Origin of the sequence: Nonomuraea sp. NPDC050663 (genome assembly GCF_044456985.1) — a bacterium.
Classification (GTDB): Bacteria; Actinomycetota; Actinomycetes; order Streptosporangiales; family Streptosporangiaceae; genus Nonomuraea.
The window spans coordinates 159,073-181,727 of record NZ_JBITGL010000018.1; the positions used below are offsets into that span (position 1 = coordinate 159,073).

Annotated in this window: 21 protein-coding genes; 13 read left to right on the top strand and 8 right to left on the bottom strand. The window is 70.9% G+C overall.

Translation table 11 applies throughout. The features are described 5' to 3' along the window. Positions 1-43: 43 nt before the first annotated feature. Together ACIBH1_RS39690 and ACIBH1_RS39695 are read left to right on the top strand one after the other, a co-directional pair. Entirely contained in the window at positions 44-1,732 is a 1,689-nt protein-coding gene (locus ACIBH1_RS39690; RefSeq protein WP_397319220.1) for a PHP domain-containing protein, read from the top strand. After that, entirely contained in the window at positions 1,729-2,223 is a 495-nt protein-coding gene (locus tag ACIBH1_RS39695) for a hypothetical protein (protein WP_397319221.1), read from the top strand. Before ACIBH1_RS39690 ends, ACIBH1_RS39695 begins: the two co-directional genes overlap by 4 nt. Before the next feature lie 2 nt (positions 2,224-2,225). On the opposite strand, the gene ACIBH1_RS39700 is transcribed toward ACIBH1_RS39695, so the two are convergent. Further along, positions 2,226-3,242, bottom strand: coding sequence for a TRM11 family SAM-dependent methyltransferase (locus tag ACIBH1_RS39700; protein ID WP_397319222.1), 1,017 nt, complete (start codon positions 3,240-3,242; stop codon positions 2,226-2,228). 89 nt (positions 3,243-3,331) lie between these two features. Here ACIBH1_RS39700 and ACIBH1_RS39705 point away from each other — a divergent pair, with 89 nt between their 5' ends. The 4 genes from ACIBH1_RS39705 (at position 3,332) to ACIBH1_RS39720 (ending at position 8,766) form a co-directional block, all read left to right on the top strand. After that, entirely contained in the window at positions 3,332-4,252 is a 921-nt protein-coding gene (locus ACIBH1_RS39705) for a bifunctional riboflavin kinase/FAD synthetase (RefSeq protein ID WP_397319223.1), read from the top strand. A 159-nt stretch (positions 4,253-4,411) separates the two neighbouring features. Continuing rightward, entirely contained in the window at positions 4,412-4,681 is a 270-nt protein-coding gene (rpsO, locus tag ACIBH1_RS39710; protein ID WP_312894172.1) for a 30S ribosomal protein S15, read from the top strand. A gap of 243 nt (positions 4,682-4,924) precedes the next feature. Then, positions 4,925-7,258, top strand: a complete 2,334-nt coding sequence (locus ACIBH1_RS39715) for a polyribonucleotide nucleotidyltransferase (protein ID WP_397319224.1) — start codon at positions 4,925-4,927, stop codon at positions 7,256-7,258. A 155-nt stretch (positions 7,259-7,413) separates the two neighbouring features. Further along, on the top strand, positions 7,414-8,766 hold the full coding sequence (locus ACIBH1_RS39720) for a M16 family metallopeptidase (protein WP_397319225.1): 1,353 nt from the start codon (positions 7,414-7,416) through the stop codon (positions 8,764-8,766). Here ACIBH1_RS39720 and ACIBH1_RS39725 read toward each other — a convergent pair. Both ACIBH1_RS39725 and ACIBH1_RS39730 read right to left on the bottom strand, forming a co-directional pair. Next, the gene (locus ACIBH1_RS39725) at positions 8,759-9,130 is read right to left on the bottom strand and encodes a hypothetical protein (protein ID WP_397319226.1); all 372 of its coding nucleotides are present in this window, start codon (positions 9,128-9,130) and stop codon (positions 8,759-8,761) included. The genes ACIBH1_RS39720 and ACIBH1_RS39725 overlap by 8 nt on opposite strands. A 198-nt stretch (positions 9,131-9,328) precedes the next feature. Beyond that, on the bottom strand, positions 9,329-10,609 hold the full coding sequence (locus ACIBH1_RS39730) for a S8 family peptidase (RefSeq protein ID WP_397319227.1): 1,281 nt from the start codon (positions 10,607-10,609) through the stop codon (positions 9,329-9,331). Positions 10,610-10,750: 141 nt separating this feature from the next. Here ACIBH1_RS39730 and dapB point away from each other — a divergent pair, with 141 nt between their 5' ends. Together dapB and ACIBH1_RS39740 are read left to right on the top strand one after the other, a co-directional pair. Then, complete coding sequence (gene dapB, locus ACIBH1_RS39735; RefSeq protein WP_397319228.1) at positions 10,751-11,482, top strand: 4-hydroxy-tetrahydrodipicolinate reductase; 732 nt, start codon at positions 10,751-10,753, stop codon at positions 11,480-11,482. Between the two features lie 112 nt (positions 11,483-11,594). After that, positions 11,595-12,080 carry a GNAT family N-acetyltransferase gene (locus ACIBH1_RS39740; protein WP_397319229.1) on the top strand — a complete coding sequence of 162 codons (486 nt, stop codon included), beginning with the start codon at positions 11,595-11,597 and terminating at the stop codon, positions 12,078-12,080. On the opposite strand, the gene ACIBH1_RS39745 is transcribed toward ACIBH1_RS39740, so the two are convergent. Then, positions 12,055-12,525 carry a hypothetical protein gene (locus ACIBH1_RS39745; protein WP_397319230.1) on the bottom strand — a complete coding sequence of 157 codons (471 nt, stop codon included), beginning with the start codon at positions 12,523-12,525 and terminating at the stop codon, positions 12,055-12,057. The two genes, ACIBH1_RS39740 and ACIBH1_RS39745, sit on opposite strands and share 26 nt — an antisense overlap. Positions 12,526-12,578: 53 nt before the next feature. Here ACIBH1_RS39745 and ACIBH1_RS39750 point away from each other — a divergent pair, with 53 nt between their 5' ends. The 4 genes from ACIBH1_RS39750 to ACIBH1_RS39765 all read left to right on the top strand — a co-directional run bounded on the left by ACIBH1_RS39750 (position 12,579) and on the right by ACIBH1_RS39765 (position 15,918). After that, a complete protein-coding gene (locus tag ACIBH1_RS39750) occupies positions 12,579-13,433 on the top strand; it encodes a helix-turn-helix domain-containing protein (RefSeq protein WP_397319231.1) in 855 nt (284 codons plus the stop codon). Further along, the gene (locus ACIBH1_RS39755) at positions 13,430-14,074 is read left to right on the top strand and encodes a TenA family protein (protein WP_397319232.1); all 645 of its coding nucleotides are present in this window, start codon (positions 13,430-13,432) and stop codon (positions 14,072-14,074) included. Before ACIBH1_RS39750 ends, ACIBH1_RS39755 begins: the two co-directional genes overlap by 4 nt. Next, on the top strand, positions 14,065-15,561 hold the full coding sequence (locus ACIBH1_RS39760; protein WP_397319233.1) for a PucR family transcriptional regulator: 1,497 nt from the start codon (positions 14,065-14,067) through the stop codon (positions 15,559-15,561). Before ACIBH1_RS39755 ends, ACIBH1_RS39760 begins: the two co-directional genes overlap by 10 nt. A 93-nt stretch (positions 15,562-15,654) precedes the next feature. Further along, positions 15,655-15,918, top strand: a complete 264-nt coding sequence (locus tag ACIBH1_RS39765; RefSeq protein ID WP_397319234.1) for a hypothetical protein — start codon at positions 15,655-15,657, stop codon at positions 15,916-15,918. On the opposite strand, the gene ACIBH1_RS39770 is transcribed toward ACIBH1_RS39765, so the two are convergent. Then, complete coding sequence (locus ACIBH1_RS39770; protein WP_397319235.1) at positions 15,903-16,550, bottom strand: response regulator; 648 nt, start codon at positions 16,548-16,550, stop codon at positions 15,903-15,905. The two genes, ACIBH1_RS39765 and ACIBH1_RS39770, sit on opposite strands and share 16 nt — an antisense overlap. Before the next feature lie 29 nt (positions 16,551-16,579). On the opposite strand from ACIBH1_RS39770, the gene ACIBH1_RS39775 reads away from it, so the two are divergent. Further along, positions 16,580-18,556 carry a sensor histidine kinase gene (locus tag ACIBH1_RS39775; RefSeq protein WP_397319236.1) on the top strand — a complete coding sequence of 659 codons (1,977 nt, stop codon included), beginning with the start codon at positions 16,580-16,582 and terminating at the stop codon, positions 18,554-18,556. On the opposite strand, the gene add is transcribed toward ACIBH1_RS39775, so the two are convergent. Genes add through ACIBH1_RS39790 form a run of 3 tightly spaced genes read right to left on the bottom strand, consistent with a single transcriptional unit; the run spans position 18,553 to position 22,600 of the window. Continuing rightward, on the bottom strand, positions 18,553-19,542 hold the full coding sequence (gene add / locus ACIBH1_RS39780) for an adenosine deaminase (protein ID WP_397319237.1): 990 nt from the start codon (positions 19,540-19,542) through the stop codon (positions 18,553-18,555). The two genes, ACIBH1_RS39775 and add, sit on opposite strands and share 4 nt — an antisense overlap. Next, complete coding sequence (locus ACIBH1_RS39785; protein ID WP_397319238.1) at positions 19,539-21,266, bottom strand: adenine deaminase C-terminal domain-containing protein; 1,728 nt, start codon at positions 21,264-21,266, stop codon at positions 19,539-19,541. The genes add and ACIBH1_RS39785 overlap by 4 nt, the downstream gene beginning before the upstream one ends. Then, the gene (locus tag ACIBH1_RS39790) at positions 21,263-22,600 is read right to left on the bottom strand and encodes a purine-cytosine permease family protein (RefSeq protein WP_397319239.1); all 1,338 of its coding nucleotides are present in this window, start codon (positions 22,598-22,600) and stop codon (positions 21,263-21,265) included. Before ACIBH1_RS39790 ends, ACIBH1_RS39785 begins: the two co-directional genes overlap by 4 nt. Positions 22,601-22,655 lie beyond the last annotated feature (55 nt).

Consider the following 22,655-nt stretch of genomic DNA (forward strand, 5'->3'; position numbering starts at 1 on the left):
GGGAGGGTGCGGTCAGGCACCCTCTGAGCACGAAGGACTCCCCATGGGTCACGGGCATCACCACCACCATCACCACGACGAGCTACCTCACGATCACGCCGCCGACCTGTCGGTGAAGGACGAGGAGCTGGAGCCGGGAGAGCTGTCCCGGCGCTCGCTGATGCGCAGGGCCGGGCTCCTCGGCGCGGCGACCGTGGCCGCCACGGCCGGCGCGGCCGTGGCCGCCACCGGGCCCGCCGCGGCCACCGGCTTCGACCACGGCCGCGAGCCGCGCAACGGCTACCTGTGGCTTTCCGGCGACCATCACATCCACACCCAGTACAGCGGCGACGCGATGTACCGGGTGATCGACAACGTCCGCCACGCCGCCGCCTACGGCCTGGACTGGATGGTGATCACCGACCACGGCGGGCCGCAGCACGCCAGGATCGGCGTGGAGAAGGTCAACCCCGACATCGTCGCCGCCCGCGCCGAGCACAGGGACGTGCTCGTCTTCCAGGGCCTGGAGTGGAACATCCCGGGCGCCGAGCACGCCACCGTCTTCGTCCACCCCGGCCGCCGCGAGGTCGAGGTGCTCAAGGAGTTCGAGAACTCCTACGACGGCTCCGTCAAGGGCTCGGGCAGCGGCCCGGCGGACGAGGCACTGGCGGTGGCGGGCATCGCCTTCCTCGGCCAGGCCGTACGCAACCGGCGCATCCCCGACGCGCTGTTCCTGGCCAACCACCCGGCCAGGCGCGGCATCGACTCGCCGCACGAGATCAGGGCCTGGCGCGACGCCGACCCGAAGGTGGCGATCGGCTTCGAGGGCGCGCCCGGCCACCAGGCGGCGGGTATGCCCAAGCCGCTCGGCCCCGGCAGCGGCCGCGGCTTCTACGCCGGCAGCCCGAGCGCCGCCTCCTTCCCCGGCTACCCGCTGGAGAGCTACCGCACCTTCGGCGGCTTCGACTGGATGACCGCCACCGTCGGCGGCCTGTGGGACAGCCTCCTGGCCGAGGGCCTGCCCTGGACGATCTCCGCCAACTCCGACTCGCACGTCGTCTACGGCGAGACCGCCACCCGCGGACCCGGCACGAACTTCGACGTCAACGGCTTCCACAACGACCCGGTGTACGGCCAGCCGACCACGCTGACCGCCGGCGACTTCTGGCCCGGCTACTACAGCCGCACCACGGTCGGCGCGGAGGACTTCTCCTACGCGGCGGTCATGAACGCGCTGCGCGCGGGCCGCGTCTGGGTCGACCACGGCCACCTGATCGCCGGGCTCAACGTACGGCTGCGCGAGGCGGGCTCGCGCCGGAGCGTCACCCTGGGCGGCACGCTGGAGGTCCGCAAGGGCCGCCAGGTCGAGCTGGTCGTCGAGGTCGACCTGGCCACCCGCCCGAACTGGGCGCAGTTCGTGCCCAAGCTGGCCAGGGTGGACGTCATCCAGGGCGACGTGACCGGCCCGGCGGCCGATCGCGACGCGTTCACCACGCCCACCACCAGGGTCGTGAAGTCCTTCGAGGTGACGGCGAACGCCGAGAACAAGGTCACCTTCGTGCACCCGGTGGGCGCCGTGGACCGGCCGATGTACCTGCGGGTGCGCGGCACGGACGGCAACCACTCGGCCGCCGGCCTGCTCGGCGCCTCGGTGGACCCGGCCGGTCCCAAGATGGACGTCGTGGGCGACGCCGACCCCTGGGTCGACCTGTGGTTCTACTCCAACCCCGTCTGGGTGCGACCGGTCGGATGAACCTGATCGGCCTGTCCACGGGCCGCCGTGACCTGCCGGGGGCCGAGCACGTGCTCCACGAACTCGTGGCGCTGCTCGGCCGCCCGGCCGTCAGGCTGGCCTGCACGCACTTCGTCGGCGGGTTCGTCGACCTCAGCCTGGAGACGGCCGGTCCCGTGCCGCTGCCGCGGGGCTTCTCGCCCAGCGGCGCGGCCGTCGAGGCGCACCGGCTCGGCGGTGGCCGGGCGGTGCTGTTCGACGGGGCCGAGGAGCTGACGGGGGTGCTGACCGTCGAGGCGCTGGTCGGGCGATCGGCGATCGAGAGAGTCACCGTGCTCGCCGGTGCCGACCCGGGACCGGGGGCGAGGGTGGACACGCTGGGCTACCTGCGGCCCGCCAGGGTGGGCGGCGCGCTCACGCTGGCGACGACGCCTGGGCTGCTCACGGGCGGCGGGCACGGCCTGGTGCCCTTCGAGCTGGCCGACCAGGGCACCTGCTGCGGCGGCCACTGAGGTCACGGGGCCGGCTTGGCGGCCACCATGATGTCGCGCACGATCGCCTGGTCGACTCGGTGCTCGAAGTCGGGGTACTCCCGCACTACCAGCCCGTGCTTCACCAGGATCTCGCCCAGCTCGTCGCGCCCGCCGCCGTAGGTGTTCCACGAGATCCCCAGCGCCCCGCCCGGCTTGAGCACCTCGGCCCAGCCGGGCACGGCCCTGGCGATGAGCTCCAGCGGGCTGCGCGACAACCCGCCGCCACCGCTCCTGCTGCCGTGCTGCACGCCGTACGGCGCGTCGGTGACGATGAGGTCGAAGGTCCGCGGCTTGAAGAACTCGCGCGCCCGCAGCGTGTCGGCGTTCACGACGGCGACGTGCTGCACGTCTCCGGCCTTCTGCGCCTCCTTCGACAGCGCGAACGAGGCGTTGAAGCGCTTGCCGACCAGGGCCCGCTCCCGGCGCACGGGCACGACCTCGGCGGTGTGCTTGAGCCGCTTGTCCTTCAGCCACCGCCTGAGGAAGACCGTGTAGGCCTCGAAGTCCTTGGCGTCGACGTCCATGCCGTAGGCGTCGTAGCCGTACATGAGCGCCTGGTTGAGGGTGGTGCCGCGCCCGCACATCGGGTCGAAGACCGACAGCCGCCCGTCGAAGGGCAGCCCCGAGGCGAGCAGGGTGACGTTGAGCAGCAGCTTGGTGAAGTGCTCGTTGGTCTTGCCCGCGTACTTCTGGATGGTCAGCAGGTCGCTGCTGAGCCGGTCGAGCGGGCGCATCTCCAGGGGCCGCAGCAGCGGGCCCTCGACGCCGAAGACGGCGTAGACCGACGACAGGTTCGACAGCAGCGCCACGTCGCCCTCGCCGAGCTCCGCCTCGAAGGTGACATAGGGCACACCGCCGATGACGGTCTCCTCGATCGCCGAGATCGGCGACCGGGTCGCCGTGCCGAAGACCGCCAGCTCGCTCCTGGTCAGGCGCACGGCGCTCTCGCCGTAGACCCGGTTGAAGGCGGGCAGGATCAGCAGTGCGTATCGAGGCATGCAGCGGATGCTATCGCCCCCTCGATTGGGGGGAATCCCGGCGCGCATGGCACGCTTTGAATGAGCAAAGACGGTTGAGGAGGCCCGGCGTGCCGGATTCTGGAAGATCGGTCGTCACGATCGGCGTGTTCGACGGCGTGCACCGCGGGCACCGGGCGGTGGTGGAGCGCGCGGTGTCGCTGGCGCGCGAGCTGGGCCTGCGGTGCGTCGCGATCAGCTTCGAGCCTCATCCCGGCGAGGTCGTCCGTCCCGGCACCCATCCGCCCCGGCTGACCACGCCGTCGCACCGCGCGCTGCTGCTGCGCGAGCTGGGCGTCGACGAGGTGCGGGTGATCGACTTCACCCTCGACCTGTCGCGCACCACGCCCGAGGAGTTCGCGCAGTCGGTGCTCGTCGACGACCTGCGCGCGGCGGTGATCGTCGCGGGGGAGAACTTCCGGTTCGGCCACCGGGCCGCCGGCGACGTCGAGACCCTGCGCACGCTGGGCGACAAGCACGACTTCACCACCGAGGTGGTGCCGCTGGTGGCAGGGGTGTCGGCCACGCGCGTGCGCGAGCTGCTGGCCGATGGCGACGTCAGCGCGGCGGCCGAGGCGCTCGGCCGCCCGCACCGGGTCGAGGGCGTGGTCGTGCGCGGCTACCAGCGCGGGCGCCAGCTCGGCTTCCCGACGGCCAACGTGGAGTCGCCGCCGCACACGGCCATCCCGGCCGACGGCGTCTACGCGGGCTGGCTGCGCTGCATCCCGGTCGGCAACCTGCCCGCCGCCTACGACGGCGTGCGCTGGCCGGCCGCGATCTCGGTGGGCACCAACCCGACCTTCGAGGGCGTGCCGCGCACGGTGGAGGCCTACGCGCTCGACCGCGACGACCTGGAGCTGTACGGCACGCACGTGGCCGTGGAGTTCGCCGCCCGGCTGCGCGGCAACACGAGGTTCGACTCCATCGAGGCGCTCGTCGACCAGATCAACGCCGACGTCGACCGGGCGAGGGACCTGACACGCGACGCGTGAACAACGATGTGCGACCAGGTGTACCACGATGGTAACCTTGCATGTCGGCTCTGTAATGGCTGCGCTCCGCGCCGCCCTGGATGCCTTCATCGCGGCGACTGTCGGCACGCACGGTCGCTCGCATTCGATCCAGCGTGTCCGCATAGTTCAAGGAGAGTCGTGTCCCTCGACACCACTGCCAAGAAGGCAATCATCGCTGAGTACGCCAAGGGCGACAGCGACACGGGTTCCCCCGAGGTCCAGATCGCGCTGCTCAGCAAGCGCATCAGCGAGCTGACCGAGCACCTCAAGTCCCACAAGCACGACCACCACAGCCGTCGTGGTCTGCTCCTGCTGGTCGGCCGGCGTCGCCGCCTGCTGAAGTACCTGCAGAACAAGGACATCGAGCGCTACCGTTCGCTCATCGAGCGCCTCGGTCTGCGCCGATAGTGTGACAAGGGAGCGGCGTTTCGCCGCTCCCTTCTCATTTAGACAACTTAAGATCCGAGACACTAATGCCCCCGCGTCCGCACGAGCACCTAGCGACCCGCGACGCATGCGGGCCGGTCCTCGGTAGTGGCTTCCGGTCGAAAGACCGGGCGCTTCGATCGATGACCGGCGCTGCACCTACAACGAGGGTGCCGGTGATTTTCATGAGGGCGCGGGAGACCTACTGACCAAAGGAGGTCCCCCGTGGAGGGTGTCCACACCGCTGAAGCCGTCATCGACAACGGCGCTTTCGGCACGCGCACGATCCGGTTCGAGACCGGCCGCCTCGCGCGTCAGGCTGCGGGTTCCGCCGTCGCCTATCTCGACAACGAGACGATGGTCCTGAGCGCGACCACCGCCTCGAAGAACCCGAAGGAAAACCTCGACTTCTTCCCGCTCACGGTCGACGTCGAGGAGCGCATGTACGCCGCGGGACGCATCCCCGGCTCGTTCTTCCGCCGTGAGGGCCGTCCGTCCGAGGACGCCATCCTCACCTGCCGCCTGATCGACCGGCCGCTGCGCCCGTCGTTCGTCAAGGGCCTGCGCAACGAGATCCAGGTCGTGGCGACCATCATGGCGCTGCACCCCGACCACCTCTACGACGTCGTGGCCATCAACGCCGCGTCGCTGTCGACCCAGCTCGCCGGGCTGCCCTTCTCGGGCCCGATCGGCGGCGTGCGCGTCGCTCTGATCGACGGCCAGTGGGTGGCCTTCCCGACCCACCCCGAGCTCGAGCGCGCCACCTTCGACATGGTGGTGGCCGGCCGTGTGCTCGCCGACGGCGACGTCGCGATCATGATGGTCGAGGCCGAGTCCACCAAGGAGACGCTGAAGCTCGTCGCCGGCGGTGCGGTCGCGCCGACCGAGGAGACCATCGCCCAGGGTCTCGAGGCCGCCAAGCCCTTCATCAAGGTGCTGTGCGAGGCCCAGAACAAGGTCGCCAAGGTCGCGGCCAAGGAGACGGCCGACTACCCCGTCTTCCTCGACTACCAGGACGACGCCTACGCCGCCGTCGAGGCGGCCGTCAAGGGTGACGTCGCCGCCGCTCTGACGATCGCCGGCAAGCAGGAGCGCGAGAGCGAGCTCGACCGGGTCAAGTCGACCCTGGGCGAGAAGCTGCTGCCCGAGTTCGAGGGCCGCGAGAAGGAGCTGAGCGCCGCCTTCCGCAGCGTCATGAAGAACCTCATGCGCGAGCGCGTCATCAACGAGGGCATCCGCATCGACGGCCGCGGTCCCAAGGACATCCGCGCCCTGTCCGCCGAGGTCCACGTGATCCCGCGCGTGCACGGCTCGGCGCTGTTCGAGCGCGGCGAGACCCAGATCCTGGGCGTCACGACGCTGAACATGCTGCGCATGGAGCAGATGGTCGACACTCTCAACCCCGAGAAGACCAAGCGCTACATGCACAACTACAACTTCCCGCCCTACAGCACCGGTGAGACCGGCCGGGTGGGCTCGCCCAAGCGTCGTGAGATCGGTCACGGCGCGCTGGCCGAGCGGGCGCTGATCCCGGTCCTGCCGGCTCGCGAGGAGTTCCCCTACGCGATCCGCCAGGTCTCCGAGGCTCTGGGCTCCAACGGCTCCACCTCGATGGGCTCGGTCTGCGCCTCCACGATGGCGCTGCTCGACGCCGGCGTGCCGCTCAAGGAGATGGTGGCCGGCATCGCGATGGGCCTCATCGGCCAGGGCGACACCTACATCACCCTGACCGACATCCTGGGCGCCGAGGACGCCATGGGCGACATGGACTTCAAGGTCGCCGGCACCAAGGACGTCATCACCGCGCTCCAGCTCGACACCAAGCTCGACGGCATCCCCGCCTCCGTGCTGGCCGCCGCGCTGAAGCAGGCCAAGGGCGCCCGTCTGGCGATCCTCGACGTGATGCAGGAGGCGATCGACGCCCCGGCGGAGATGAACGCCACCGCGCCGCGCATCATCACCATCAAGGTCCCGGTCGACAAGATCGGTGAGGTCATCGGGCCGAAGGGCAAGATGATCAACCAGATCCAGGACGACACCGGCGCCGAGATCACGATCGAGGACGACGGCACCATCTACATCGGCGCCACCGACGGCCCGTCTGCGGAGGCCGCGCGTAGCGCCATCAACGCGATCGCCAACCCCCACATGCCGGAGGTCGGCGAGCGCTACCTGGGCACGGTCGTGAAGATCGCCTCCTTCGGCGCCTTCGTGAGCCTCATGCCCGGCAAGGACGGTCTGCTCCACGTCTCCCAGATCCGCAAGCTGCACGGCGGCAAGCGCATCGAGAACGTCGAGGACGTCATGAACGTGGGCGAGAAGATCCAGGTGGAGATCGCCGAGATCGACTCGCGTGGCAAGCTCTCGCTGGTCCCGGTCGAGGTCATCGAGAAGGAGGCCGCCGAGAAGGAGGCCAGGGGCGCGGCCGGTGACGAGCCCGCCGCCGAGGCCGCCGCCGGCGACGCCGCCGAGGGGTCCTCGGGCGACGACAAGCCGCGCCGCACCCGCACCCGCGTGCGGACCCGCCGCCCGGCCGATGGCGACGACCGCAACTCGTAACGAGGGGCATCACGACCGCGCGGCCGAACCCGGCCGCGCGGTCGCGTTTTCTGGAGGGCCAGGCGGCCCTTGAAAAGGACTTTTGGCGCAAGCCCCCAGAGGGAGGCTTGCAAGGGAGTACGGAGTACGTACGGCGCAGCCGTACAGTGGGCGATGTGACGACGACGAAGTCGGCGCCCGGGCAGAAGGAGCGCGCGTTGATCGAGACCACCCTCCACCCGGGCAGGGAAGGCGTAGGCACGGTCAAACGCACCATCCTGCCGGGAGGGCTGCGAGTGGTGACCGAGACCATGCCGACCGTGCGCAGCGTGGCGGTGGGCATGTGGGTCGGCATCGGTTCGCGCGACGAGGCGCCCGAGCACATGGGCGCCACCCACTTCCTGGAGCATCTGCTCTTCAAGGGAACGCCCAGCCGCGACGCGATGGAGATCTCCGCCTCGATCGAGGGCATCGGCGGTGAGATCAACGCCTTCACCGCCAAGGAGTACACCTGCTACTACGCGCGGGTCCTCGACGAGGACCTGCCGGTGGCGGTCGACGTGCTCGCCGACGTGGTGACCAGCTCGCTGATCGACCTCGACGACGTCGACGCCGAGCGGGGCGTGATCCTGGAGGAGATCGCCATGCACGACGACGATCCCTCCGACGTGGTGCACGAGCAGTTCTCGGCCGAGCTGTACGGCGACTCGCCCATCGGCCGGCCGATCCTGGGCACCGTGGAGTCGATCAACACGCTGCAGCGTGACCGGATCGTCGAGTACTACCGCAGGTACTACCTGCCCAGCCGTACTGTCGTCTCCGTGGCGGGCAACATCCGGCACGAGCAGGTCGTGGAGCTGGTGGCCAAGGCCTACGGCCGCGCGGGCGCGCTCAACGGCCCCGCCGAGGCGGTGCCGCCGCGGATCGAGGGCCCGGGGGTCGCGCCGCGCTCCGGGGTCAGGGTGCTCGACCGGCCCACCGAGCAGGCCAACCTGGTGCTGGGCACCACCGCGATGTCGCGCACCGACGACCGCCGGTTCGCGCTCGGCGTGCTCAACGCGGCCCTGGGCGGCGGCATGTCGTCGCGCCTGTTCCAGGAGATCCGCGAGAAGCGCGGCCTGGCCTACTCCGCCTACAGCTACACCTCGGCCTACGCCGACACCGGGCAGTTCGGCATCTACGTCGGATGCCTGCCGTCCAAGATCGACGAGGTGCTGAAGATCTGCCGCGACGAGGTCGCCCGCGTCGTCGACCAGGGCATCTCCGACGAGGAGCTCGTGCGGGGCAAGGGTCAGATGCGCGGCGGCCTCGTGCTCGGCCTGGAGGACACCGGCTCGCGCATGTCGAGGATCGGCAAGAACGAGCTCGTCTACGACGAGCTGCTGTCGGTCGACGACGTGCTCGCCAGGATCGACGAGGTCACGCCCGACGAGATCCTCGCCGTGGCCCGCGACGTGCTCAAGCGTCCGCTCACGCTCGCCGTGATCGGGCCCTACGGCGACAAGGACTTCTCCTCGGCGATCAGCTGACCCTGATCACCGCTCCGATGGTGCTGCCGCCACCGGGGATCCTGCTGATGGTGAGCCCGGTGGTGGTGCGCCTGCCGCGCACCTCCTCCTCCGGCTTGACCGCTCCCTCGTCGGCGACGGTCAGCCGCAGGCCACCCTTGTGCATGGTCAGGGCGAACGACACGGTCGTGGCCCGGCCGAACCGCTCGACCTCGGCCAGGGCGGCGCGCACGGTCTCGCGGGCCAGGTCGGCCGCGGGGCCGGTCAGGTCGTCCGCGGGCAGCGCCCAGATCTCCACCTCGATGCAGGTGCGCTGTGACCAGCTCACCAGGTCGTACTCCAGCAAACCGGAGAAGGTCCGCGGTTGCTCGCTGCCGATTGTCACGGTCCGGCCTTTCTTCAGCGCTCCGCAACGGTGCGGACCACGACGGGACCGCACCGTTGCATGGTGAACAGACGCAGACCACCGGCCCCACCCGGCGAACCACCCCCGTGAGCAGCCCAGGCTCGCGCTCCACCCCGTGCGATTCCTGGCTCTCCGTGGATGATTATGAGACCCGGTGCCCGCGCCCGCAAGATGCCGCTATGGGCACTCCTGCGCGGCCGTGGTGGCCAGCGCGTTGCACAGATTGACCCGGCCGTGCCCGAAGGCGTTGTCGCGTCCCGGAATGCCCAGGTCATCGACGGTGGCGACGAGCCGGTTGAAGGCTCCCTGCGCGCTGAAGGCCGGGAAACGGGAGCGGATGGCGGCGATTACGCCCGTGGCGATGGGGGCAGACATCGAGGTCCCGTCGAACTCGTCGTAGGCGTCGCCGACGATGGACGACAGCACGTCGTCGCCGGGAGCCGCCACGTCGACGAACGTCCCGGTGTTGGAGACCTGGCCGCTGCCGAAGACCGCGAGGTTGTCGCGGTCGTTGGTGGCCGAGACGGCGATCACCTGCGAATAGGCCGCGGGGAACACCTGGGTGCCCTGCTGGCCGGGCAGCACGTTGCCCGCCGAGGCCACCAGGGTCGCGCCCTGGACGAGGCCGAGCTGGAAGACGTTCTCGACGGCCTGGCGCAGCGTGGCGGAGTCGGCGCCGAAGCCGAAGCTCATGTTGATCACTTTGGCGCCCTGCTGCCAGGTCCACAGCAGGCAGTCGGAGACGTCGGCCACGGTGCCGTTGCCGTTGTTGTCGAAGGCCTTGCAGATGATGAGGCGGGCGTTGAAGGCCACCCCGGCGCCACCCTGGCCGTTGCCGGCGCGGGCGGCGACGATGCCGGCCACGTGGGTGCCGTGGTTGTTGCCGTCCTTGCAGCTGCCCTCGTTGATACCGCCGTTGAACAGCCCCGTGGAACGGGCGCAGCCGATCACGTTGACCGCCAGGTCCTCGTGGCCGATGTCGATGCCGGTGTCGACGATGCCGACCTTGACGGGCGCGCCGGGGATGCCGGCCTGGGCCAGGGTGAAGTAGCCCTCGGGCGCGTCGATGTCGGCGTCGGCGATGCCGCCGGTCTGGCCGGTGTTGTGGAGGTGGTACTGGTCGGAGAAGTCGGGATCGGTGGGGAAGATCGGCGGCGGGACCGAGCCGACCCGGATCAGGTAGTTGGGCTCGGCGTACTCCACCGCGGGGTCGCGGCTGAGCCTGGCGGCCACCTGGGCCGGGTCCTGGTCGGTGCGGAGCAGGTCGGCGCCGGTGCGCAGGGCCCGCAGCCGGCTGACCCCCGAGCGCCGCTCGACGTCGCGGCGCCTGGTGTCGGGGACGTCGGCGCGATACTTGACGATGACGGAGGCGGCGTCGTACGGCGGCGCGACCTGCGCTCCGGCCGGGGCGGGAGCCACCACGAACGTGGCCACGAGCAGCCCAATGACGAATCTCATGGGTCGTCCTCTCGGGACATGAGGGATCGGACTGAGGCGGCACCGGCCAATGTGCGCCCGTTACGCGAGCCCTTCTATGCACAAGTGCACAGAGCTCATGGCAACCTTCGCCGCCCCTGGGGAGTCCAGTAGCCTGACCCTGTGATCCGGGTAGGAGTGCTTGGCGCCAGAGGGCGCGTTGGTCAGGAAGTCTGCAAGGCCGTCGAGGCTGCCGCCGACACCGAGCTGGTGGCGGCGATCGACAAGGACGACCCCATCGAGGGGCTGCAAGGCGCGCAGGTGGTGGTCGACTTCACCCATCCCGACGTCGTCATGGGCAACCTCGAGTGGGCCCTGTCCCACGGCGTCCACGCCGTGGTCGGCACCACCGGATTCGACGAGGCCCGGCTGGAGCAGGTGCGGGGCTGGACCTCCGGCGGCGCCAACTGCCTGATCGCGCCCAACTTCGGCATCGCCGCGGTGCTGATGATGCACTTCGCGCAGCAGGCGGCGCGCTACTTCGACTCGGTGGAGATCGTCGAGCTGCACCACCCGAACAAGGCCGACGCCCCGTCCGGCACCGCTCGCCGTACGGCCGAGCTGGTGGCGCAGGCGCGCTCGAAGGCGGGCGTGGGGCCGATGCCCGACGCGACCAGCACCGAGCTCGACGGCGCCAGGGGCGCGAACGTGCAGGGTGTGCACGTGCACGCGGTGCGCCTGGCCGGGCTGATCGCGCACCAGGAGGTCATCCTGGGCGGCGACGGCGAGATCCTGACGATCCGCCACGACACGATGAACCGCGCCAGCTTCACGCCGGGCGTGCTGCTGGGCGTGCGCAGGATCGCCGAGCTGCCGGGGCTGACCGTGGGCCTGGAGCACCTGCTCGACCTCTGAAAAGGGAGTTGCCCACGGCACCCGACCGTGGGCAGACTCAACCACAAAGAGGAGGGTTGCCCGGCTCCGCACAGCCAGGCTCTCGATCATCACCTTACGCTACGAGGGGCCAATGGTTCGGTGGGCTGAGCTGGGCGAGTTGCCGGAGCTGGCGGAGATCGAACGGGCGGCCGACGGGCTGTTCGCCGAGGTGGGCATCGTCTTCCCGCCGGGCACGACCATGATCGAGGAGACCGACGACCCGGCGCGGGTGCTCGTGGAGGGCGATCCGCCGGCCGGGTTCGCGATGCTCGGGTGGATCGACGGTCACGTCCATCTCGACCAGCTGGCCGTGCATCCCGCGCGCATGCGGCAGGGCATCGGCGGGCGGCTGATGGCCGCGGTGCTCGACCACGCGGCGGCCGTGGGCGCGCCGGGCGTGACGCTGACGACCTTCCGCGACGTGCCGTGGAACGCGCCCTGGTATGCCAGGCACGGCTTCGCCGTCGTGCCCGAGCCCGCGTGGGGCCCGGAGCTGCGCGCCCTGGTGGAGCACGAGCGCGCGCTGGGCATCGAGCTGGCGCCCCGCGTGGTCATGCGCGCCTCGACAACTCCATGATCCAGTTGTCGTGCCAGGTGGCGCCGCCGTCGGTCGAGAAGGCCTGCCGGAAACGCGCCGACGCCGCGGTGACGCGGTCCCAGGTGTGGCGCATGCGCAGGCCGTCGAGCTCCCGGTAGAACGTGCCGACCCCGTCCTCGAACCTGCCCACGTGAAGGCTCCAGTCGGGGGAGTGGCCACGGGCGTGGATGGCGTTGCTCCACCGACCGGTGCCCGGGTCGTGGGCGTGCACGTCGACGAAGGCCACCTCGCGTCCGCCGGGCAGCACCGCGGCGTACTCATCCACGACCACCTGCCCGCCGAGGAAGGCGGTGCCGGTGTTGACCGCGGGGAACTCCTCCCAGCCCGCCGCCAGGGTGGCCGCCGGGTCGGCGATCAGCGAGGCCACGGCCTTGCGCCGGTTGCGGACGTCGAAGACGCCGACGAGGAAGTCGAACTCTGCCATGCCGACCAGCATCGGTGATCTCGGGTGGCCCGCCCAGGATTAGGCTGGGGCTTGTGATCGAGTACCGGCTCGGCCCGCACGACGTCGCGCGCGTGCGTTTCGGCCGCTCCCCGATGCTGGAACTCCTGGCCAGCGTGCGGCTGCTGCTCGGCGCGGGCGACCGTCACGTGCACCGTCCCTGGCTGCAGTCGCTGGCCCCGCACGGCAGGCGCGTGCTGGACCGGCTGCCCGTGCTCCTGGCCGACCTGCGTCACGTACCGGAGGAGCTGCTGACGGAGCCGGCGGAGGACTTCGAGAAGGAGCTCGAGGGACTCGGCGCGAGCCTGCGCGACGAGGTGGCGGCCTACTGGGCGGCGGCGATCGAGCCGGTCTGGCCCAGGTTGCGGGCCGTCCACGACGACGACCTGGGCTACCGGACGACCGCGCTGGCCACCGGCGGCCTGGCCGCGGTGCTGACCGGCCTGCATCCCGACGTGGAGTACCACGACGGGATGCTGCGCATCAACAAGCCGCAGGTCGACGAGTGCCTGCCGGCCAGGGGCGTGGGCGTGCTGCTCATCCCGTGCGTGTTCGGCTACCCCGGCCTGCTGGCCGCGCACGGCGACTGCGAGCCCACGCTGGTGTACGCGCCCCGCGGGGTCGCCCTGACCTGGCAGGCGACGCAGGTCTCCGAGCCGCTGGTGAGGCTGATGGGCCGTAACCGGGCGGCCATCCTGTCCCTGCTCGATCTGCCGCACACCACCACGGAGCTGGCCGTACGGCTCGGCATCACGGCGGCCGCGGTGAGCGAGCATCTGACGGTGCTGCGGGAGGCCAGGCTGGTCAGCCGCAGGAGGAACGGCCGCTCGGTGCTCTACCAGCAGACCGGCCTGGCGGCGGAGCTGGGTGCCGGTAGCATCTGTCAGTGATTCGCGCAGAGTTGTGGCAGGTCATCGAGCCGGTCTACCGTGACATCGTCGCGCACCCGTTCCTGACCGGGCTGACCGACGGGTCGCTGCCACGCGAGGCCTTCCGCCACTACGTGGTGCAGGAGGCGCACTTCCTGCCCGACTACGCCCGCGCCCTGGCCGCCTGCGGTTCGCGTGCTCCCGGCCCGGCCGCGATCCACCGCTTCGCCACAGACGCGGCCCGCACCGTCGAGGTCGAGCACAGCCTGGTCGTGGAGCTGCTGCAGGCCTTCGGCCTGGCCGAGGCCGACGCCCGCAAGCAGGGGCCGGGGCCGACCACGGTCGGCTACGCCTCCTACCTGGTGCGCACCTGCTCGCTGGGCACCTTTCCCGAGGCGCTGGCGGCGATCGTGCCCTGCTACTGGATCTACGCCAGGGTGGGGGAGCGGCTGCTGGCCTCGTCCTCGCCCGACCCGCTGTACGCCTGGTGGATCGAGACCTACGGCGGCGAGGAGTACCAGGAGACGGTCTCCGGCGTGCTCGACCTGCTCGACTCGCTGGAGCCCGATCCCGCCCTGCTCGACGTCGCCCTGACCACCGCCCGCTTCGAGTGGATGTACTGGGACGCCGCCTGGCGCCAGGAGGGCTGGCCATGCGGCTGAGGGAGCTGCTGCAGGCCGACCACCTGGCGCTGAAGGTGCTGACCGGGCACGACCTGCTCGACCGGCAGGTGCGCGGCGTCTCGACGACCGACCTGATCGAGCCGGGCCGCTTCGTCAAACCGGGCGAGCTGGTGATGACCGAGCTGACCTGGCACACCGGGCCGGCCTCCGCGCAGCGGTTCGTGGCGGCGCTCGGCGACGTGGCCGCCCTGGTCTCGGGCACAGCGCTGAAGGGCGTGCCCGACGACCTCATCGACGCCTGCGCGGCCGCCGGGCTCCCGCTCCTGACCCTCCCGGTCGACGTGCCCTTCAGCACGGTCACCGAGCACGTCCTGCGTGCGCTGATCGCCGAGCTCGGCACCCCTCCCAAGCCCAGGTACGGCTCGCGGCGCCGGCTGGCCAGCACCCTGGTCGACGGCGGCAGCCTGTCGAAGCTGGTCACCGCCGTCGCCGACGAGCTGGAGGTGGGCTGCTGGGTGGTCTCGCCCACCGGCCGCATCGTGGTCGGCTCCCGGCCGCTGCCGGGCGAGGAGGCCGTACGGCTCGCGCAGACCTTCCTGGCCGCCCGCTTCCTGCCCGGCATGGCCGACGGCCTGTCGATCTTCCCGATCAGCCGGGGCGCGCCCCACCGCATCGCCAACTGGTTCCTCGCCTACCAGGGCACGCCGGGCGAGCACGAAGACCTCATCGTCGAGCTGGCCGCCCTGGTGGCGCTGGAACGTTCGCGCCTGGAGGCGGCCCACCGCATCGAGCGGCGTGTCCTCGACCAGCTCCTGGAGCTCCTGGAGTCGGGCGACGCCGCGCTGCCCTCGGTCGTCTCGCGCCTGCACACCCTGCACGTGGAGACCGAGCACGGCCTGCTCGCCGTGGTGGCCACCGCCGGGCCCTCGCCGGAGGTCAGCGTCGCCGTCCTCGACGAGCTGCTGCGGCCGCTGGCGCCGGGCGTGGTCACCGCCTCCGACGGGGTGGCCGTGGCGCTGGTGCCGCTGGCGGGCAACTCCGCCGAGGACCTGACCGCCCACCTGCTGCGCGGCGCCCGCACGCTGGAGGCCGGGCTGGAGCGCATCACCCTCGGGCTGAGCGGCGTGACCACCAGCCCGGCCGCGCTGAGCGGGCTGCTGGAGGAGGCCAGGAACGCCCACGCGCTGGCGGCGCTCGGCGGCTCGCCGGTCAGCCTGGTCACCGGCGACGACGCGGGTTCGCACCGCACCCTGCTCGCGGCCATCCCCGGCGAGTTGCGGCGCTCCTTCCGCGACCGGCTGCTCGGGCCGCTGGAAGACTACGACGCCGCCCACCAGACCGATCTGCTGGCGACGCTGGAGGCGTTCCTGGAGGAGTCGGGCAACTGGGCTGCGACGGCGGCGGGGCTGCACGTCCATGTCAACACGCTGCGATACCGGCTGCGGCGGATCGAGGAGCTGACGGGCCGCTCGCTCAGTTCATGGGACGGCCGGGTGGATTTCATTATCGCGCTGGGCATGAGGTGAGAAATGCACGCCGGCCGATGACGAATGGCTCGGCGGCGTGACAACGGCGAATGTCATTCTTTCTGGGAGTCGGCAACCTCGAAGGGAAAAGAAATGACGATCGCCAAAGCAGCGGCGGTTCTCGCGGGCGCGGCCATGCTCGCCGGGACGATGCAGAGCGCGGGCCTGGCGGCGCAGGCCTGCGGGCCGCGGCTGGAGAAGACCTACCGCACCTACTCCGGCTGCGCCAAGGCGGGAGACGACGGCAAGCGGTCGGGACGGTGGCGGCAGTGGGAGTGCCTGGCGGTGGCGATCGACCCGCCGCCACCCGGGCACGGGGGCGATCTGTACGAACTGTGGGTCTACACCTGCAGGTGAGTGCCGAGGCCGCGCTCTTTGGCCAGGACCACCGCCTCCTCCTTGTTGCGCACTCCCAGGGTGTGCACGAGTTGCGTGACGAGGTTGCGGACCGTTCCCGGCGCCAGGTGCAGGGTGTCGGCGATGCGTGAGTAGCCGTATCCAGCGGCCAGCAACTCCAGGACCTGGTGCAGGCGGTCGGACAGCTCGGGGAAGGGCCTCGGCGGCTGCCCGAAAGCCTCTCGGAAGTGGTCGCCGAGGCTCGGATCGAGCACGTGGATCCCCTCCGCCACGGCTCTGATCGCCTGCACCAGCACGCTGCGGCTGCTCTCCTTGTGGAGGAAGCCGCAGGCCCCGGCGGTGACGGCGGCGGCGATCTTGCTGCGCCCTCGGTACTGACTGAGCACGACGAACCTGGTCTGCGGCAGCTCCGCCGACAGGCGGCCGATGAGGTCGACGCCGGCGCCGGGGTCGCTGTGCAGTTCCAGATCGACCAGGACGATGTCGGGACGGCTTTCCCGGCACAATTCGACGGTCGCGGCGACGGTGTCGGCGTCACCGATGACCTCGATGTCGGAAATATCGGAAAGTGCGGTTTTCACCCCCGTGACATAGAGCGGGTAATCGTCCACGATCACCACCCGAATATTCATGCCTTCATTTAACTGATCCCGGAGCTCACATGAGATCGATCCGCCAGATCGATGCGGGCGGCCCGGCCACCGTCGTCAGCTGCGTGCTGATCCTGGTGTTGTCGGGCTGGGCGGCGATGGTCCTCACCCCGGGCCTCGACTACCCGCCGGAGCGCCTGGAGCGGGCGGCCGTCTGGCTCCTGCTCGGCCTGCCGCTCTACACGGCCGGGTTCCTGCTGCTGGCCGGCCGCGTCCGGCCCCGGCTGGGCGGCTGGCTGATGCTCGTCGGGGTGGCCTACGTCGCCGAGGAGCCGCTGCGCGTGCTGGTGGGGCTGGCCGAGCTGCCCGTCGATCCCTGGATCCACCTGGTGGCCGCGATCGTCCGCGGCACGTTCGTGCTGACCGCTCCGCTCTGGCTGCCCGGCATCACGGCACGCAGGTCCCTCGCCTGGGCGGTCTGCGCGACCGTGGCCGCCTTCCAGGTGGTCGAGCAGGGGCTCGGGGCGCAGCGGGCGCTCGCGGCGGCCGCCGCGCGCTCGTCCGGGCTGATGCCGCAACCCGCCGGCCCGCTGTACGGCTGGCTGCTGGAACACCAGCGCGAGCTCTACGGCGCGCTCGGGCTGCTGGTCACGGCGACGATCCTCATCGGCGCGGCCGGCGCCCCGGCCAGGCGGCTGCGGCTGACCGGCGCCTACGTCGTGTGGAGCTCGCTGTTCATCTCCGAGATCTGGGGCGAGAGCCTCGCTTTCCCCGCCGCGCTGGCCGGAGCCCTGCTCGGCTTCGGGCTCACCGCCTGGACCGTGGGCAGGGCCCGGCTGTGGCACCTCGAACGCGGCACCAGGCGCATGCTCGTGGTGTACACGACGGTCGCCGTGCTCGCCCTGCTCGACCTGCTCTTCCTCGGGGTCACCGCCTACTACGTGGAGGGGGTGCGCGCCGAGATCCTGGGCGCGGCCGTCCTGACCGTCGGGATGGGCGTCAGGCCCGTGGGCGGCTGGGCCGTACGCAAGCTCGAAGGGCTGTTCTTCGGAGCGGGCGTGCGCCCGCACGAGGCGGTGCGGGCGCTGGCCGAGCGGCTGGACCGGGCGCCCGAGCCGCAGGAGGTGCCGGGGGCCGTCTGCCGCAGCGTCGTCGAGGACCTGGGCATGCCGGGAGCGCGGCTGGAGGTGGAGGCCAGGCCGTCGGAATCCGTGACGCTCGCCTCCGCGGGCGAGCCGGTCGAGCTCGGCGAGTGCTTCGAGCTCAGCTACCAGGAACGGGTGATCGGCAGGCTGCGCGTGCTCGGACCCGACGAGGGACGGCTGCCGGCGCGCGAGGCCGAGCTGATCACGCTGCTGGCCGGGCAGGCCACTCCCGCCCTGGCGGCGCTGCAACTGCTGGAGGAGGTCAGGGCCGCCCGCGAGCAGCTGATCCGCTCGTGGGAGATGGAGCGGCGGCGCCTCTACCGCGACCTGCACGACGGCCTCGGCCCGCACATCTCGGCGCTGCGGCTGCTGTGCGACACGCTCCGCTCGGGCGACTGCGCTTCGCCCGAGCGGGTGATCGAGCAACTGGCGGGCGGCATCAACGAGATGTCGGTGCTGACCAGGCGGCTCATCGACCGGCTCATCCCCACGGAGCTGGAGGAACGCGGCCTGTACGGAGCGGTGACGTGGCTGGCCGGGCGGCTGGGCGTCGGGCCGCTGCGCATCGAGGTCAGGGCCGACCAGGCGGCGCTGCGCGGGTTGCCGCTGCAGGTGGGGACGGTCGCCTACCAGATCGTCGGCGAGGCGCTCACGAACGTGGTCAAGCACGCCCACGCCACGCGCGCCGTGGTGGGCCTGGAACTGGGCGCCGGCGAGCTGGTGGTGACCGTGGAGGACAACGGCCTCACGGGGGCCTCGCCGGTGCCCGGCCCCCGCCGGGGGACCGGGCTGGGCTCGATCGCCGACCGGGCCGCCGCGCTGGGCGGCTGGTCGGAGGTCAAACGCGAGGCGGGCGGCACCCGCGTCCGCGTCGGCCTGCGCCTGCAGGCCTGCTCGGGCTAGCGGGCGGCGTACTCCTCCAGCTCGGCCAGGAAGGCGTCCTTGAGGTGGCGCGGCAGCCAGGTGATCTCGAAGGCGTTGCGCTGCACCTGGACCAGCTCCTCCTGGGTGAAGCCCATCTCCGCCAGGTTCTCGGCCACGTAGCCGGGGAAGTAGGCGGGGTCGTCGGAGTTGATCGTCACGCGCACGCCCTGGCCGAGCAGCTTCTTGATCTCGGCGGCCTTGGTCGAGCGGGTGACGATGCCGTTGGAGATCGGGCAGCAGGTCAGGCCGATGCCCCTGTCGATGACCTTCTCGACGAGCGTGGGGTCCTCCAGGATGTTGACGCCGTGGTCGATGCGGTCGACGCCGATGTCCTCGATGGCCTGGCGGATGTGCTCGACGGAGTTCTCCTGGTCGACGTCGCAGTGCATCGTCAGCAGGTAACCCTCCTGGCGGGCGCGCTCGTAGACGGCGGCGAACTTGGCGGGCGGGTTGCCCTTCTCGTCGGAGTCGAGGCCGACGCCGACGATCCACTCCTTGTACGGCAGGCTCTCCAGCAGCGTCGCCATGGCGTACTCCGCCTGGAAGTCTCGCAGGAAGCACATGATCAGCTGCGCCCTGATCCCGAGCTGCTTCTCGGCGTCGAGAATCGCCCGGCGCAGGCCGCGGATGACGATGTCGAACGGCACGCCGCGCGAGGTGTGCGCCTGCGGGTCGAAGAAGATCTCGGCGTAGCGCACGTTCTGCGAGGCGGCCTTGCGCAGGTAGGCGAAGGCCAGGTCGTAGAAGTCGGGCTCGGTGCGCAGCACGCCCATGCCCTCGTAGTAGATCTTCAGGAAGCTGGGCAGGTCGTCGAAGTCGTAGGCCGCGCGCAGCTCCTCGATCGTGGCGTACGGCAGGACGATCCCGTTGCGCCCGGCCAGCTCGAACTTGAGCTCGGGCTCCAGCGTGCCCTCGATGTGCAGGTGCAGCTCGGCCTTGGGCAGGCCCTTGATGAAGTCGTTCACTGGATGACCTCCACGACGTCCAGGTTGACGCAGTCGACCAGACCGAGGTCGGTGACGGCGTAGTCGGGAATGGCGGTGATGGACAGGAAGAACAGGTACATCAGCGGCGCGGGCAGCGGGCAGCCCAGCTCGCGGGCCAGCTCGTCGAGGCGGGTTTCGGCGGCGGCCATCTCGTGGGCGGGCAGGTCGGAGACGATGCCGCCGATCGGCAGCGGCAGGCGCTCGCGCACCTCGCCGCCGACCACGACGACCTGGCCGCCGCCCATGCGGACGACCTCGTTGACGGCGACCGCCATGTCGTCGCGGGAGGCGCCGACGCAGATGACGTTGTTGTCGTCGGGGGCGGCGCTGGTGGCGATGGCGCCCTCGCGCAGCCCCATGCCGCTGACCATCGCGACGGCCGCGTTGGGCCCGTCCGTCTTGCCGTACCTCTCCACGACGGTCACCAGCAGCGCGTCGTGCTCGACGCTCGGCTCGACGACGCCGTCCACGACCGGCAGGCGCAGGTCGCGCCGCCTGCGGACGAAGACCTGGTCGGTGAACTCGATCGCGAGCACGTCCACCTCGGCTGAGTCTGACCGCAGCACGAAGTCGGCGGCGGTGAGCTGCCTGACCGGGAAGGGCGTGACCTCGCCGCGGGCGGGCGGGGCCGTCGGGGCGATCATCGCGCCGTCGCGGGCGACGACCGACCCGCCGGCGACGACCTCGCGGACCCGGAAGTCCTCCAGCGAGTCGACGATCAGCACGTCGGCCAGGCGGCCAGGGGAGATGCTGCCGACCTCGTGGTCGATGCGGTACATCTCCGCGCAGTTGATCGTGGCCATCTGGATCGCGGTGACCGGGTCGACGCCCGCCTTGATCGCCATGCGGACGAGCTTGTCGACGTGGCCGCCGGCCAGCACGTCGGCGGCGTGCACGTCGTCGGTGCAGAAGGCGATGCGCCGCGCGCCAGCCTTCTCCACGACCTTGATGTTCTCCTCCAGGAAGAAGGCGACCGACGACTCGCGGATGATGCCGTAGATGCCCTGGCGCAGCTTCTCCAGCATCTCCTCGTGGGAGTACGACTCGTGGTCGAGGCGGATGCCGGCGGCGGCCAGCCCGGCGATGCGGCGGGCGTCGGACAGCGGGGCGCAGCCGAACACCGGCAGCCGGTTCCTCCTGGCCAGCTCCAGCGCCTCGTGCACGGCGGGGTCGCCGTGCTCGACCATCTCCTGGACGGTCTCCCAGATGCCGACGCACTCCGGCCAGGTGTGCGCCTCGCGGTGCTCGTCGGGGCCGAAGGTGAAGCCGACGTTCGACTGGGGCACGGTGTAGGGGGCCTTGGCGGGCGCGCCCCACCAGATGCGCATGCCCGTCCGCTTCGACTCGTCGAGGAAACGCCGCACGCCGGGCAGGCCCTCGACCACGAGGATCTGGTCCAGGCCCGAGACCACGCTGGTGGTGCCGAACGGCACGACCAGGTCGGCGAAGCTGGTGACGGAGAGCTTGCTGCACTCGATGTGCAGGTGGCCGTCGATGAGGCCGGGCACCAGGTGGCCGCCGCGGGCGTCGATGACCTTCGTGTCCGGGCCGTGCTCGCGGGCCTGGCCCACGTAGGCGACGCGGCCCTCGAAGATCCCGACCTCGGCCGGGTAGAGCTCACCGGTCAGGACGTTGACCAGGGTGCCGTTGACGATGACCGTGTCAGCGGGCCGCCTGCCGTACGCGACGTCGAGCAGGGTCATGCCGCCACCTCCAGAACGCGGACGGGCCTGCGGTCGAGGGCGGCGTACAGGCCGCCGGCGACCAGGAGGCCGAGGAAGATCGAGACGTCGGCGCCGCCGAGCAGCGTGGCGATCGGCCCGACGTAAAGCGTCGAGTTGATCGACAGCGCGGCCACGACCATGCCGGCGGCCTGCGCGATCAGGGCGGGCCAGCGGTACGGCTCGGCGGCGGAGAACAGCGCGCCGGTGTCGTAGACGCCCCCGCGCCGCAGCCAGTCGGTCACGTACACCCCCGCCCACGGCGCCAGCCAGATGATCAGCAGGCCGAGGAAGGTGTTGAGCATGGAGTTGAAGTTCTCCGACATCACCGCCACATACGTGATGATGACGCAGATCACCAGGTCGAGCACGACCGCCGTCGAACGCTTCAGCCTGATGCCCGCCGCCTGCAGGTTCAGGCCCGAGGAGTACAGGTCGGTGGTGTTGACCGCGAACAGCGTGACGATCGCCAGCACCAGGTACGGCACGACGAACCAGCCGGGCAGCGCGCTCGGCAGCCCCGAGATCGGGTCGCCCGCCTCGGCCACCACCGTGGCCACGGCCGCGCCCAGCGTCATGAGCAGCACGTACGGCAGGAAGCCGCCCAGGAAGGCCCAGCCGAAGACGGCCTTCTTGCTGCTGGAGGCGGGCAGGTAGCGCGAGTAGTCGCCGCCCAGCGGGCCCCACGACAGGCCGCCCGCCGACATGACCAGCGCCACCGCCATCGTGAACGTCGCGAAGTCGGCGCCGCCGGACGCCTGGAGCGTCACCTTCGGGGTGACGATGACCGCCATGACGGCGAACAGGGCGACGAAGACCCAGGTGAAGTACTTCTGCGCCTTCATGACCGCCGCGTGCCCGATGAGCGGCAGCACCAGCTGGATCGCCGCCGCGACCAGGATCACCACGATCTTCACGGCGGTGGAGGTGGCCACCCCGGCCTGCTCCAGCAGCGTGAGCGACGCGAACGTGATCAGCACCATGCCGCCGGCCTCGAAGCCGACCATGTTGAGCCAGCCGAAGAAGCTCAGCGCCCGCGCGCCCTTGGTGCCGTACGCGGCCCGGGAGACGGCCATGGTCGCGGTGCCGGTGGCCGGGCCCTGCAGGCTCGTCAGGCCGACGAGCGGGAAGGCCAGCAGGTTGCCGACGACGATGGCGGCCACGGCCTGGGGGAAGGAGAGCCCGAAGGCGATGAGGACGGTGCCGTAGACGAGGGTGAAGATGCCCATCGTGGTGCCGGTCCAGAGGAAGAACAGGTCACGCGGCCTGCCGTACCTCTCTCCGGCCGGTACCGGCTCGATTCCGCGTTGTTCCATGGCCACAGTGAACCAACCCGCGCTGACCAGGGAGGTTATCTGGATCTACGAGCCT